The sequence below is a fragment of the Paraburkholderia sp. BR10936 genome, assembly GCF_040965735.1.
Lineage (GTDB): Bacteria > Pseudomonadota > Gammaproteobacteria > Burkholderiales > Burkholderiaceae > Paraburkholderia > Paraburkholderia nodosa_A.
In genome coordinates this window covers 342,676-354,999 of the sequence record NZ_JBFRCM010000001.1, presented here as the reverse complement: position 1 = coordinate 354,999, position 12,324 = coordinate 342,676, and the positions used below count along the sequence as shown (strand labels likewise).

Annotated in this window: 15 protein-coding genes and 1 tRNA gene; 8 read left to right on the top strand and 8 right to left on the bottom strand. The window is 65.0% G+C overall.

Annotated elements, in window-relative coordinates; genetic code table 11:
* Window positions 1–92: 92 nt before the first annotated feature.
* The 8 genes from map (at window position 93) to AB4Y36_RS01665 (ending at window position 6,073) form a co-directional block, all read left to right on the top strand.
* Complete coding sequence (map, locus tag AB4Y36_RS01700; RefSeq protein WP_069262698.1) at window positions 93–878, top strand: type I methionyl aminopeptidase; 786 nt, start codon at window positions 93–95, stop codon at window positions 876–878.
* A 142-nt stretch (window positions 879–1,020) separates the two neighbouring features.
* The gene (locus tag AB4Y36_RS01695) at window positions 1,021–1,557 is read left to right on the top strand and encodes a GNAT family N-acetyltransferase (protein WP_069262697.1); all 537 of its coding nucleotides are present in this window, start codon (window positions 1,021–1,023) and stop codon (window positions 1,555–1,557) included.
* A gap of 136 nt (window positions 1,558–1,693) precedes the next feature.
* Window positions 1,694–2,572, top strand: a complete 879-nt coding sequence (gene minC / locus AB4Y36_RS01690; RefSeq protein WP_368603991.1) for a septum site-determining protein MinC — start codon at window positions 1,694–1,696, stop codon at window positions 2,570–2,572.
* 92 nt (window positions 2,573–2,664) lie between these two features.
* Window positions 2,665–3,480 (top strand): septum site-determining protein MinD, encoded by an 816-nt coding sequence (gene minD / locus AB4Y36_RS01685; protein ID WP_042260914.1) that lies wholly within the window; start codon window positions 2,665–2,667, stop codon window positions 3,478–3,480.
* A 14-nt stretch (window positions 3,481–3,494) separates the two neighbouring features.
* On the top strand, window positions 3,495–3,749 hold the full coding sequence (gene minE / locus AB4Y36_RS01680) for a cell division topological specificity factor MinE (protein WP_027795398.1): 255 nt from the start codon (window positions 3,495–3,497) through the stop codon (window positions 3,747–3,749).
* A 231-nt stretch (window positions 3,750–3,980) separates the two neighbouring features.
* The gene (locus AB4Y36_RS01675) at window positions 3,981–4,298 is read left to right on the top strand and encodes a YXWGXW repeat-containing protein (RefSeq protein ID WP_368682169.1); all 318 of its coding nucleotides are present in this window, start codon (window positions 3,981–3,983) and stop codon (window positions 4,296–4,298) included.
* Window positions 4,299–4,677: 379 nt separating this feature from the next.
* Window positions 4,678–5,685 carry a lipopolysaccharide heptosyltransferase I gene (waaC, locus tag AB4Y36_RS01670; protein WP_069262694.1) on the top strand — a complete coding sequence of 336 codons (1,008 nt, stop codon included), beginning with the start codon at window positions 4,678–4,680 and terminating at the stop codon, window positions 5,683–5,685.
* A 262-nt stretch (window positions 5,686–5,947) separates the two neighbouring features.
* Entirely contained in the window at window positions 5,948–6,073 is a 126-nt protein-coding gene (locus AB4Y36_RS01665; protein ID WP_256094537.1) for a hypothetical protein, read from the top strand.
* A gap of 48 nt (window positions 6,074–6,121) precedes the next feature.
* Here AB4Y36_RS01665 and AB4Y36_RS01660 read toward each other — a convergent pair whose 3' ends face one another.
* From AB4Y36_RS01660 to rph, 8 genes are all read right to left on the bottom strand, one after another.
* Entirely contained in the window at window positions 6,122–6,301 is a 180-nt protein-coding gene (locus tag AB4Y36_RS01660) for a hypothetical protein (protein WP_069262693.1), read from the bottom strand.
* A 142-nt stretch (window positions 6,302–6,443) separates the two neighbouring features.
* A complete protein-coding gene (locus tag AB4Y36_RS01655; RefSeq protein ID WP_069262692.1) occupies window positions 6,444–7,760 on the bottom strand; it encodes an MFS transporter in 1,317 nt (438 codons plus the stop codon).
* A 390-nt stretch (window positions 7,761–8,150) separates the two neighbouring features.
* A complete protein-coding gene (locus AB4Y36_RS01650; RefSeq protein WP_256094568.1) occupies window positions 8,151–8,585 on the bottom strand; it encodes a TonB family protein in 435 nt (144 codons plus the stop codon).
* 204 nt (window positions 8,586–8,789) lie between these two features.
* A complete protein-coding gene (locus AB4Y36_RS01645; RefSeq protein WP_028205175.1) occupies window positions 8,790–9,002 on the bottom strand; it encodes a hypothetical protein in 213 nt (70 codons plus the stop codon).
* Between the two features lie 306 nt (window positions 9,003–9,308).
* A tRNA-Ser gene (locus tag AB4Y36_RS01640) sits at window positions 9,309–9,398 on the bottom strand.
* 65 nt (window positions 9,399–9,463) lie between these two features.
* Entirely contained in the window at window positions 9,464–10,633 is a 1,170-nt protein-coding gene (gene hemW, locus AB4Y36_RS01635) for a radical SAM family heme chaperone HemW (protein ID WP_368682291.1), read from the bottom strand.
* Between the two features lie 44 nt (window positions 10,634–10,677).
* Window positions 10,678–11,325, bottom strand: coding sequence for an RdgB/HAM1 family non-canonical purine NTP pyrophosphatase (gene rdgB / locus AB4Y36_RS01630; RefSeq protein ID WP_069262679.1), 648 nt, complete (start codon window positions 11,323–11,325; stop codon window positions 10,678–10,680).
* Window positions 11,318–12,058 carry a ribonuclease PH gene (rph, locus tag AB4Y36_RS01625; protein ID WP_069262678.1) on the bottom strand — a complete coding sequence of 247 codons (741 nt, stop codon included), beginning with the start codon at window positions 12,056–12,058 and terminating at the stop codon, window positions 11,318–11,320. The genes rdgB and rph overlap by 8 nt, the downstream gene beginning before the upstream one ends.
* Window positions 12,059–12,324 lie beyond the last annotated feature (266 nt).

Genomic DNA, 12,324 nt, shown 5'->3' with positions numbered 1-12,324 from the left:
CTGCGCTGGCGACGCCGCAGCGCCGGTACAATCGCTCCTTTGAATTGCGGCGCAGGCTTCTCTGTCACCGCCGCGCCCACTCCGGTCCATCGATGCCTATCACCTACAAGTCTGCCGATGATCTCGCCCGCCTGCGCATTTCGGGCCGGCTCGCCGCCGACGTGCTCGCGATGATCGGCGAGCACGTGAAGCCGGGCGTCTCCACCGACGACCTCGACGCGATCTGCAACGACTACATCGTCAACACGCTCAAGGCCGTGCCGGCCAATGTCGGCTACCTCGGCTTTCCGAAGACGATCTGCACGTCCGTCAATTCCGTGGTCTGCCACGGCATTCCGAATCGCGGCGAGGTGCTCAAGGACGGCGACATCATCAACATCGACGTGGCCGTGATCAAGGACGGCTATTTCGGGGACACGAGCCGCATGTACTGCGTCGGCACGCCGAGTTCGGTGGGTCGCCAGCTGATCGACACGACCTACGAGGCGATGCTCGCGGGCATCCGCCAGGTGAAGCCGGGGGCGACGCTCGGCGACGTCGGCAACGCCATCCAGAAGCGCGCCCAGGCGGACGGCTTCTCGATCGTGCGCGAGTACTGCGGCCACGGCATCGGCAAGGTCTACCACGAGGAACCGCAGGTGCTGCACTACGGCCAGCCGGGGCAGGGCGTGCGCCTGAAGCCGGGCATGGTCTTCACGATCGAGCCGATGGTCAACGCGGGCCGCGCCGGCACATCGGTGCAGCGCGACGGCTGGACGGTCGTCACGAAGGACCGCTCGCTTTCGGCGCAGTGGGAACACATGGTCGCGGTTACCGACGACGGCTACGAACTCCTCACGCCCTGGCCGGACGGCACAGGCGCCTACGAGGCCCCGTGAGCGTGGCTGTGCGGCCTCTGGGGCCGTCTGTCAAGGCTCGCGCGCGGGGCGTCGCGTGCCGGCAATTGTCAAATAAGGATTTGACTCTCAAGCCAGTTCGGTTAAAGCTACGCGTTAGCGCTTTATTGGGGTTTACGACTGCATGAGTCCGTCACTGACCGTTCGCCGTATCGCCGCCGATCAGGGTGCCGTGCTCCGCGAGCTTCGAACAGCTTCGCTGCGCGACGCGCCTTATGCATTCGGCGACACGCTCGAAGACGCGCTATCCGCCGATGTCGCCGTTTTCGACGCCGCGGCGGCCCGGCATGCGGTCTCGCACACGGGCACGTCGTTCATTCTCTATACCGAGGGCCATCCGGCCGGTCTGATCGGCGCGAGCTTCGAAAGCGCGCCGGCGCGCCGCGCGTTCGTCTCGGCGCTGTGGGTCGCGCCTGCGGTGCGTCATCTGAGCGGCGGCGAACTGCTGCTGAACAGCGCCATCGACTGGCTCGTGAGCGAAGGCGCCACGCAGGTCTACGCCTGGATCACCGATACGAACGCCACGGCCATGCGCTTCTACGAGCGCCTCGGCTTTGTCGCCACCGGCGACCACGCGCGCAGCCAGCAGCAGCCCGAGCAGTGGGAAACGCTGCTCATGCGCACGCTCGGCGAGCATACGAAGTCCGCTTCCTCGCCGTAACGCCCCGCGTTCGCGCCGCTGCGTGCGGCGTCGCGCGCGTTTCGCTTCCCTCCGCACGTCACACCGAAACACCATTAAAAATAATGGCCGTGTGCGTCCGCGCCTGTAAAATACGCAAAATTTTTAGCCGAACGCCATGTCGCCCAAGAAATCGCCATATTTTGAACTGAAGAGCGGTTCAGTCGATACGCTTCTGTTCGTGGTCAAGACGACCGAGCTCGACGCCATGCGCGCCGAGCTCACGCGGCGCTTCGAGGCGACGCCCGAATTCTTCGCGAACGACACTGTCGCGATCGACGTGCGGCGTCTCGCCGACGGCGAGCAGGTCGCGCTCGGCGACATCGCGCGCCTGCTCGAAAGCGTGCGCATGCGTCCGGTAGGCGTGGTTGCGCAACCTGAACAACACAGCTGGGCCGCTGCGGCAGGCCTGCCGTTCCTCGAGGCCCGCGACCGCCGCGGCGCGGGCGCGAAGCCGGCCGCCGAAGAAGGCGCAAGCGAAGGCGAGGCAGCGAATGCTTCGGCGAGCGCATCCGCTACCGGTTCGGCCGCGCCGCACGCCACCGCTGCACAGCCCGAACTCTTTACGGCCGAAACGGACCCGGCCGCCGCCGAAGCGAGCGCAGCGGCAACGGTGAGTGCCGCGGCGGCCCTCGACGCCGGCGCGTCGGGCACGCGCGCGGAACCCACGCTCGTGATCGACCGGCCGCTGCGCTCGGGCCAGCGCATCTACGCGAAGGGCGACGTGGTCGTGCTCGGCCTCGTATCCAACGGCGCGGAAGTGATCGCCGAGGGCAACATCCACATTTACGCGCCGCTGCGCGGCCGCGCGCTCGCGGGTGTGCACGGCAACCACGACGCACGCATTTTCTGCACGAGCCTCGAGGCGGAACTGATTTCGATTGCGGGCATCTACCGTACGACTGAAGTTCCACTCGCCGACGACGTGCGGGGCAAGCCGGCGCAAATCCGGCTCGAGGAAGAAAAGCTGTTGATCGAACCGTTGAGGCTCACCTGAGTCGCAGCTCGAGCGTCGTGCGCAGGCGATCAGGGGCATGAGCGGCACGCGATGAGACCAAACTGAGAAACTGACGAACGCAAGGTAAGGGAATGGCAAAAATCATTGTGGTGACTTCGGGCAAAGGTGGTGTCGGCAAGACGACCACGAGCGCGAGTTTCGCATCGGGCCTCGCGTTGCGCGGCCACAAGACCGCGGTCATCGACTTCGACGTGGGCCTGCGCAATCTCGACCTCATCATGGGTTGCGAGCGCCGCGTCGTGTACGACCTGATCAACGTGATCCAGGGTGAGGCGAACCTCAATCAGGCGCTCATCAAGGACAAGAAGTGCGAAAACCTCTTCATTCTCCCGGCCTCGCAAACGCGCGATAAAGACGCGCTCACGAAAGAAGGCGTGGAGAAGGTGATCGAGGACCTGCGCAAGATGGACTTCGAGTACATCGTGTGCGATTCGCCCGCGGGCATCGAGTCGGGCGCGCTGCTCGCGATGCACTTCGCCGACGAAGCGCTCATCGTGACGAACCCGGAAGTGTCTTCCGTGCGCGACTCGGACCGTATCCTCGGCATGCTGTCGTCGAAGACGAAGCGTGCGATCGAAGGCAAGGACCCGATCAAGGAGCACCTGCTCATCACCCGCTACAACCCGAAGCGCGTGAGCGAAGGCGAAATGCTCTCGCTGAACGACATTCAGGAAATCCTGCGCATTGAACTGATCGGCGTGATTCCCGAATCGGAAGCGGTGCTGCACGCATCGAACCAGGGTCTGCCGGCAGTGCATCTGGACGGCACCGACGTCGCCGAGTCGTACAAGGACGTCGTGTCGCGCTTTCTCGGCGAGGACAAGTCGCTTCGCTTCACCGATTACCAGAAGCCGGGCCTCTTGCAGCGCCTCTTCGGTAGCAAGTAAGGGAGGCGAACGTCATGTCGTTTCTTTCGTTTTTTCTCGGCGAGAAGAAGAAGTCCGCCTCGGTAGCGAAGGAACGCCTGCAGCTCATCATTGCTCACGAGCGCGCAGGCGGCCATCCGCCCGCCGACTATCTGCCGGCCCTGCAACGCGAACTGGTCGCGGTGATCTCGAAGTACGTGAAGATCTCCGATGAAGACATTCGCGTGAGCCTCGAACGTCAGGACGATCTCGAAGTGCTCGAGGTCAAGATCGAGATTCCGCAGGCTTGAGTTTCAACGCGCGCAGCCACTGCGCTGCGCGCGTCGTTCGTCGTATCGCCCCGCTGTTCCTTCGCGCCTTCCCTTCTCGTGCGCCGTGCTTTGGCCCGGTCGCCTGCCTTACCGAAATATTCCGTTTCACATCACCCCGCGCCGTAACACCGCCGCTGTCAGCGCAACGCCGTGCTCGCGCATTGATCGGGTAACGCCAATCCAGGCGTCAAACAATCAAGGGTGGCCAACATGAACAACTCCATTCGCCTCTTCATCGCCAAGGCCGCAATCGTTGCCGCTGGCACCTGCGCGGTCGCGGCTCCGGCGCTTGCCGAAATCGTCGTGGTCGAGCCGAGCGCGCCGCCGCCTGGCGAACGTGTGGAAGTCGCGCCGGCGCCGCGCGTGGGCTACGTGTGGGACAAGGGCCACTGGCGCTGGGACCACGGCCAGTACGTGTGGGTGAGGGGCCACTGGCAGGCCGAGCGTGTCGGCTACCACTGGGTGCCGGGCCACTGGATCGCGCACGGCCCGAACTGGCGCTGGGTCGAAGGCCACTGGGCCGCCTGATCCTTCAAGCCTGAGGGGAGCCCTATCATGAGTAAAAAATTGCTCGCGGCGGCCGTGCTCGCGCTTATGCTGGCGGGCTGCATCGTCGTGCCGGCGCGGCCCATGTACGTGAGACCCGCACCGGTCGTCGTCTACTAGCCGTCGACCGTTTCTATCGATCCTCGACGGATCGTCCCGACCGGGCCCGACACGCATTGGCGTGTCGGGCCCGGTGCGTTTTGCGGCGTACTTTATCGACGCCGCACAGGGAACCTGTAAGAAAGGGACAGATTTCGCTCGTGCCGAATCGCTCATTCGCAGGTTGGCGCAAGGTTCGTCCGCTAAAATCTCCGCCAATCCCTTGAAGACTGGAATATCGGGCCCTGAGGCCCGCAGCACAATGAAACGAGTTTTGATTGTCAAAGTGACTTCGCTCGGCGATATCGTCGAGGCGCTTCCGGTCGTGGCCGACGTGCAGCGCGCCTTCCCCGGCGTGAAGGTCGATTGGGCCGCCGATGAGGCCTTTGCCGATATCGTGCGCTGGAATGCCGGCATCGACCGCGTGCTCTGCGCGCCGCTGCGCCGTTTCAAGAAGGCGCGCCGCTGGAGCGACTTCAAGTCGATCTGGGCATCGATTTCGGAGTTGCGCGCCTACCGCTACGACGCCATCGTCGACATTCACGGCGTGTACAAGAGCGCGATCATCGCGTTTCTCGCGCGCGGGCGGCGCCGCTTTGGCTATCTCACGCAGGACCTCGGCGAGCGTGGCGCAGCCTTCGCGTACAACGGCCGTTTCGGGCCGCGTCCGAAGTGCGATGCGTGGCACGGCATGCGCATCAGCGCCGGCGAGGCGCTCGGCTATACGGTCGACACGCCGCCCGAATTCCAGATGCGCGTTCCGCGCGACGGCACCGCGCTGCCCGCGCCTGACGCGCCCACGGCGCTGCTCTTTCACGCGACTTCGAAAGACGAGAAGAAGTGGCCGGTCGCGCATTGGGGGGAACTGGGCAATGCGTTGATCGCGCGTGGCCTGCGTATCGAGTTGCCGTGGGGATCCGATAACGAGCACGCCACGGCGCGCGAGATCGCGGCGCTCATCCCGGGCGCGACGGTGCTGCCGCGCCTCACGGTTTCTCAGGTCGCACAGCGCATCGAGGATTGCGCGCTCGTGGTCGGCACCGACACGGGGTTCGTGCATCTCTCGCACGCGCTCATCAAGCCGACGGTGATGGTCTTCGTTTCGACCGACGCCGAACACAGCGGCGTGCGTGCGCCCAATCGCTCGATCTCGATCGGCGATGGCCGTCACGTGCCGCCCGTGCAGGTGGCGATCGATGCCGTCGATCGCATCTACCCGGTGCGCGACGGCGGCGTGTCCGTGCCGTCATCGCGCGTTCACGCCGCTTGATTTTGGCGGGTCGCCACGCGCGTTGCGGCGGGCATTCCCCCGCCGTTTCCCATTACGAGCTTGTTAAAAGTGTCGTGCCTGTATTGCAGGGGCGCGCCTGACAGCGCGTGCAAAAGGCTTTGCGCTCCGATGCTGTTACACGGGCCATACCGCTGCTTACAAATTGCAACGCCTCACGCCTTCGCCGTCGTGTTCAATCGTAACCGTCCAGCCCGACATCGCATGGCCGGACACAGACACTGACTTGAAGGGAGAGACCACTGTGAAACGATTGACGCTTACCCTCATCGCCGGCGCATTGCTCGCGGCTTCGCTGGGCGGCTGCGTCGTGGTGCCGGCCGGCGGCTACTACGGCGGCGGCTACCATCACGGCTATTACTATCGCTGATCGCCGCCGGACGGTGCCGCACCAACGGTACCAGCGGCACAGCAGCCTTCAGGCAAGCAGCATTTCAATCGCGATAACCGCGGCAATTGCCGCGGCGTTCGCGGCCAGCGCTTCGAGCAGGACCGCACGCCAGCTCGCGGTGCGCAGGCGAAACGCCAGCAGGAGCGAGATGCCCAGGGCGAGGGCGATGATCAGGACAATGTCGGCGTTGCTCAGATGCAGGTTCATCGTCGGCTCCCCCGGGAGATCGCTCCCCGCTAGCTGATTCGAGTATAGACACGCCTCGCGCGTACCCAAAGCGATCAAAAAAGGCATAAAAAAAGCGGAGACCGCCTGGCGGCCTCCGCTTTTTCATTGTTGCGGCGTTGCGTTACGAGAGCGACGTATGGCGCGTCTCGCGCATGCACAGGACACCGAACAGGCTCACGCAGGCGGCGATCGACACATACGCGCCGACCCACGAGAGTCCGCCGCGCGCGGCCAGCACCTGCGCGATATACGGCGCAACCGATGCGCCAAGAATGCCGCCCAGGTTGTACGCCACGCCCGCGCCCGTGTAGCGCACGCTGGTCGGGAACAGCTCCGGCAACAGCGCGCCCATCGGCGCGAACGTGGCGCCCATCAGGAACAGCTGGATCACGAGGAAGAGCAGCACGAGCGGCGTGGCACCGCTGCCGAGCAGCGGCTCCATCGTGAAGCCCGAGAGAATCGCCAGAATGCAGCCGACGATCAGCACGGGCTTGCGGCCGAAGCGGTCGGAAAGCCAGGCCGAGATCGGCGTCGCGATACCCATGAACACCACCGCGATGCACAGCATCCCTAGGAAGGTCGGGCGCGGAATGTGGAGCGCCGTCACGCCGTGCGAGAGCGAGAACACCGTGGCGTTGTAGAAGAGCGTGTAGCACACGACCATGGCGAGCGCGCCGAGCAGCGTCGGCCACCAGTACTGCGAGAGCAGCGTCGCGACCGGCACCTTGACACGTTCCTCGCGCTCGACAGCGGCCTTGAAGGCGGGCGTTTCGGCGATCTTCATGCGCACGTACAGACCGAGCGCGACGAGCACCGCCGAGACGATGAACGGCACGCGCCAGCCCCAGTCGCGGAACTGCTGGTCGGAGAGCGTCGAAGCGAGGCCGAAGAAAAGGCCGTTCGAGGCGAGAAAGCCCACCGACGGCCCGAGCTGCGGGAACATGCCGAACCAGCCGCGCTTGCCTTGCGGCGCGTATTCCGTCGCGAGGAGCGCGGCGCCGCCCCATTCGCCGCCGAGGCCAATGCCCTGGCCGAAGCGCAGGATGCACAGCAGGATCGGCGCGAGGCTGCCAATCGCGTCATAGCCGGGCAGGAAGCCGATCAGCGTGGTGGAGAGGCCCATGACGAGCAGCGACGCCACCAGCGTCGATTTACGGCCGATGCGGTCGCCGAAGTGGCCGAAGATGAACGAGCCGATCGGCCGCGCGACGAACGCAATGCCGAAAGTGACGAACGCCGAGAGCGCCTGCGCCGTAGCCGAACCGTGCGGGAAGAACACGGGGCCGATCACGAGCGCGGCGGCCGTTGCGTACACATAGAAGTCGTAGAACTCGATCGCGGTGCCGATAAAGCTCGCAAAGATCACGCGCGCGGTGCTTTGCTGCTTCGCTGCGTTTGCCTGATCGGCGCGCGCGGGCGAAATGGGTGAGGTGGACATTCAAGGGTCTCCAGTCGTTGTGACGCGCTTGCGCCTGAGTCTTGCGTGGCTTTGCGCGGGCGTCTTTGTTCAGGCTCGAAGCGTAGCGGGGCGCGTGCCTGATGCTCGACGCTCCGGCAGCGTCCGTCAGGCGGCGACGCTTCGCCAGTATGCAACGCACAGCGCGGGCCGTGCGCGTTGATTCCCGACCGGCCGAAGCGCGCGCCGATAGGCGCAAGAAGGCGAAAGCGCGGTCGAGCCTCACGCGGCCGCGCGGATGGCGCATGGCAAGAGGTATGGCCGGCGGGCGCCGGCTGGGGATAGCGAAAAATTATAACGACCGTGCGCGCCGTGCAGCAAGGCGGGCGTAAGCAGGCTCGCGCGCGTCAGGTATCGCGCGAAGCGCGTTGGTCACTGGTAGTTCTGCGCCTGCGGCGAGGCGAGCGTGCGCAACTGGAACTTGCCGTTGTCGTTGAAGAGCCAGTCCTCGAACATCTCGAGCTGGCCCGCGGAATTGAGCAGGCCGCCCGGCGGCGGCGGCAGAGGCGCGGCGCGGCGCAACGTTGCGAGGGCAGTGGCTTCGGCTTCGTCGTCGCCGTTGGTCCGGTAAACCGACGACTTCACGATCTGGCCGTTGCGATTGACCGTGAACGACACGACCACGAGGGAGCGCAGCATGGCCTGGGGCGCGCCGTGCAGAACGTAGGACGGGTTGTGCTCGACGATGTGTTTCGCCACCGTGGTGCGGTAGTCGTCGAGTGTGGCGCTATTGATCGCCGCGGGGGGAATGACGAGAAGCGGCCTGGGCGGCGGCGTGATCGTGCAGGCGCCGAGGCACCCGAGCATCGCGAGCAGCAAAACCAGACCGAGGCGCCGTGCGAGGGAGGCGCTGTGTGCGGACGAACCGCAAGACCACTGGACGCGGATGAGCATGTCGAACAAGCTCGGAAGCGGAACCTGAATCGAGCTTAGACGATACGCAGCGGGAAGCAATCAGAACTGTCCCGCGTAGTCACGGGACTGGCGAAACGGCGAGGGTATTCGAGGTGCTTATTCGACCGGGAACTGCGCGCAGGGATCGGCCGCGGTGGTTGCGCAGGCGTACGAGTATTCGCCGCTCTTCAGGAACAGCTCCTTGCCGACCTGGAAGTTGTCACGCAGATTGGGCGAGCTTTCCCACGCGATGTAGCTCGAGCACATCACGGCGAACAGGACGACGAGCGAAAACGCGAATTTCTCGAGCAGTTGGTATTGGTGCGGCATGGCGATCTTTCCCATCAATGGGTAGGATTTTACCTCATGGTTAGGGTTTTCACCTAGTGAATTGAGCGCGATTTTCCGGGCGATTTTTGGGTTTGACCCTTTAATTGTTGATTGGCGTGTCATACGCTCGGCGCGAGATGAGTTGCCAGCGCAAAATAACTCGCAGTCCTGATTAGTGAGGGTGCAATGCTGACCACGCATATTCGCGTGGCGCAGGGGCGGTATCTCGTTGATCGATGGCGTTTCGGCCTGAGGGCCGGCATCTTGACGACACGCTGGCGTTCAGTCGCGCCAGGTTTCACGAATTGGCGGAGGCGGTGAGATTCGAACTCACGGAAGGGTTACCCCTTCGCCGGTTTTCAAGACCGGTGCATTCAACCACTCTGCCACACCTCCGAAGCCGCGCATTGTAACCCGAAACGCACGCGCGACGGCAGTCGCACAGGCGACCGGCGTCGACCTCAGTGCGGGTCTTTCAGGAACAGCGCCTGCAAGTCGTTGAGGAAGCGCTGCCCCAACTCGGTCGGCGCGATCTTCTCGTAATCGCGCGTGATGAGGCCGCGCCGCTCCGCTTCCTGCAGCGCCGGCTCGATCGTCGTGATCGGCAGGCCCGTGCGCTCGATGAAACGATGTACCGGAAACCCTTCCACGAGCCGCAGCGCGTTGAGCATGAACTCGAACGGCAAATCGCGCGCGCTCACTTCGTGCTCTTCCTGGACCGGCGTGCCCGCGCGCGCCTGCTCGATAAAGGTCGCCGGATGCTTGTAGCGCGCCTGGCGCACGATACGGTTCGGAAACGAGAGCTTCGTATGCGCGCCGGCGCCGATCCCGAGATAGTCGCCGAAGCGCCAGTAGTTAAGGTTATGCCGGCATTGGCGATCCGGCTGTGCGTAAGCCGAAACCTCATAGCGTCCGTATCCCGCGCCCGACGTGCGCTCGTGAATCCAGTCCTGCATGTCGGCGGACTGGTCGTCGTCGGGCAGGGCGGGCGGAAACTTGGCGAACAGCGTGTTCGGCTCGAGCGTCAGGTGATACAGCGACAGATGCGGCGGCTTGAACGAGAGCGCCGTCTCGATGTCGGCCTCGCATTCAGCGAGCGTCTGCTGCGGCAGAGCGAACATCAGGTCGAGGTTGAAGTTGTCGAAAGTATTCGCCGCGACCTCGACCGCATGGCGCGCCTGCGCCGCGTCGTGAATGCGTCCGAGCGCCTTCAGATGCGCCTCGTTGAAGCTCTGGATGCCCACCGAAAGCCGGTTCACGCCGCTCGCGCGAAACTGCGCGAACTTCGCGGCTTCGAAGGTGCCTGGATTCGCTTCGAGCGTGATCTCGGCGTCAGCGTCGAGCGGCAGCAGGGCGCGCACGTCCGAAAGCAGTCGATCGAGACCCGCCGCGGAAAGCAGGCTGGGCGTGCCCCCGCCGATGAACACCGTATGCACCTGGCGCCCCCAAACGAGCGGCAGCGCCTGTTCGAGATCGGCGCGCAGCGCGTCGAGGTAATCGTCTTCGGGGAAGCGTTCGCCCTTCCATTCATGCGAGTTGAAATCGCAATACGGGCACTTGCGCACGCACCACGGAAAATGCACGTAGAGCGCGAGCGGTGGCAGCGACGTGAGGCGAATGCTGCCAGGCATCGTGAACGACTGGACCACTTCGATGCCGATTCGATGCTGCTGGCTCACGCTTCCTCCTGGAGGCGCGCGAGCAGTTGGCGCAGCGCGATGGCGCGATGGCTCGACGCGTTCTTGAGCGCCGGATCGAGCTCGGCGGCCGTGGCCTCGAGTTCCGGAATGTAGAAGTAAGGGTCGTAGCCGAAGCCGTTGTCGCCGCGCGGCACGTCGAGTATTACGCCGTGCCAGCGGCCTTCGGCGATGAGCGGCTCGGGGTCGTCGGCATGGCGCACGAGCGCGAGCACGCAATAGTAGTAACCGCGGCGATCCGCGTGATCTCTCAGGTTCGCGACGAGCAGCGCGTTGTTCGCCGCGTCGCTCTTCTCGCCCCCCGCAAGCTGCGCGTAACGCGCCGAATACACACCCGGCGCGCCGTGCAGTGCGCGCACGCACAGGCCCGAGTCGTCGGCGAGCGCGGGCAGCCCCGTGAGCTTCGCCGCGTGGCGTGCCTTGGCGAGCGCGTTTTCCACGAAGGTGGGGTGCGGTTCCTCGGCCTCGGGCACGTTGAGTGTGCCTTGCGGCACGAGCTCGATACCGGCCGCGCCGAGCAGCGCCGCGAACTCGCGCAGCTTGCCTGCGTTGTTCGAAGCGAGCACGACGCGCGAGAGCGCGTCCGCCGCGGTTTTAGCCGCTGAATCCGGCTGTAGATCAGCCATGCGAAATCTCCAGCGCCGCCTTTTGCTTCTCGATCAGCGAGCGGATGCCGCTTTGCGCCAGATCGAGCAGTGCATTCAGTTCTTCTCGCGAGAACGGCGCACCTTCCGCTGTGCCCTGGACTTCGACCATGCCGCCCGAGCCCGTCATGACGATGTTCATGTCGGTGTCACACTGCGAGTCTTCGTCGTAGTCGAGGTCGAGCACGGGCACGCCGTCGTATACGCCCACCGAAATCGCGGCGACGTAGTCGGAGATCGGCGAGCGTTCGATGCGGCCCGTGGCCAGCAGCTTCGAGACGGCGTCGTGGGCCGCCACGAACGCGCCCGTGATGCTCGCCGTGCGCGTGCCGCCATCGGCCTGCAGCACGTCGCAATCGATGTTGATGGTGCGCGCACCCAGCGCTTCGAGGTCGAACACGGCGCGCATCGCGCGGCCGATCAGGCGCTGGATTTCCTGTGTGCGGCCCGTTTGCTTGCCGCGCGCGGCTTCGCGGTCGCTGCGCGTGTGCGTGGCGCGCGGCAGCATGCCGTATTCGGCGGTGAGCCAGCCCTGGCCCTTGTCGCGCAGGAACGGCGGCACGCTTTCGGACACGCTCGCGGTGCACAGCACCTTGGTGTCGCCGAACTCGACGAGGACCGATCCTTCGGCGTACTTCGTGTAGTTGCGGGTGATACGGACTTCGCGAAGCTGGTCGGCGGCGCGGCCGGAGGGGCGCTGGATGGATTGGGTCATCGTGAAGGTGCGCGAGGGCACGAGAGGGAAGGGGAAACCGTGATTTTACCGCCTCCGCGCGCCTCGCGACGGGCACGGCCGGAAGGCGGCGGGAGCGCGAAAACGGGGTCGCCCCGGCCAGGCGGACCGCGCAGCCCGCGCTTGCGAAGGCGCGCCCTCAAAAATGGGATAATGCGATTTCTCCGCCCCGCGCTTTTCGTCCATTCGCGACAACACGCCGGGCGCCTCGATTTCCTCGCCGTGACCCGCGCGCCCAGCGCACGACG

Bases quoted from the DNA above. Each gene is read 5' to 3' on its own strand.
- map (WP_069262698.1), top strand. From the start codon at position 93: ATGCCTATCACCTACAAGTCTGCCGATGATCTCGCCCGCCTGCGCATT.
- AB4Y36_RS01695 (WP_069262697.1), top strand. From the start codon at position 1,021: ATGAGTCCGTCACTGACCGTTCGCCGTATCGCCGCCGATCAGGGTGCC.
- minC (WP_368603991.1), top strand. From the start codon at position 1,694: ATGTCGCCCAAGAAATCGCCATATTTTGAACTGAAGAGCGGTTCAGTC.
- minD (WP_042260914.1), top strand. From the start codon at position 2,665: ATGGCAAAAATCATTGTGGTGACTTCGGGCAAAGGTGGTGTCGGCAAG.
- minE (WP_027795398.1), top strand. From the start codon at position 3,495: ATGTCGTTTCTTTCGTTTTTTCTCGGCGAGAAGAAGAAGTCCGCCTCG.
- AB4Y36_RS01675 (WP_368682169.1), top strand. From the start codon at position 3,981: ATGAACAACTCCATTCGCCTCTTCATCGCCAAGGCCGCAATCGTTGCC.
- waaC (WP_069262694.1), top strand. From the start codon at position 4,678: ATGAAACGAGTTTTGATTGTCAAAGTGACTTCGCTCGGCGATATCGTC.
- AB4Y36_RS01660 (WP_069262693.1), bottom strand. From the start codon at position 6,301: ATGAACCTGCATCTGAGCAACGCCGACATTGTCCTGATCATCGCCCTC.
- AB4Y36_RS01655 (WP_069262692.1), bottom strand. From the start codon at position 7,760: ATGTCCACCTCACCCATTTCGCCCGCGCGCGCCGATCAGGCAAACGCA.
- AB4Y36_RS01650 (WP_256094568.1), bottom strand. From the start codon at position 8,585: ATGCTCGGGTGCCTCGGCGCCTGCACGATCACGCCGCCGCCCAGGCCG.
- AB4Y36_RS01645 (WP_028205175.1), bottom strand. From the start codon at position 9,002: ATGCCGCACCAATACCAACTGCTCGAGAAATTCGCGTTTTCGCTCGTC.
- hemW (WP_368682291.1), bottom strand. From the start codon at position 10,633: ATGCCTGGCAGCATTCGCCTCACGTCGCTGCCACCGCTCGCGCTCTAC.
- rdgB (WP_069262679.1), bottom strand. From the start codon at position 11,325: ATGGCTGATCTACAGCCGGATTCAGCGGCTAAAACCGCGGCGGACGCG.
- rph (WP_069262678.1), bottom strand. From the start codon at position 12,058: ATGACCCAATCCATCCAGCGCCCCTCCGGCCGCGCCGCCGACCAGCTT.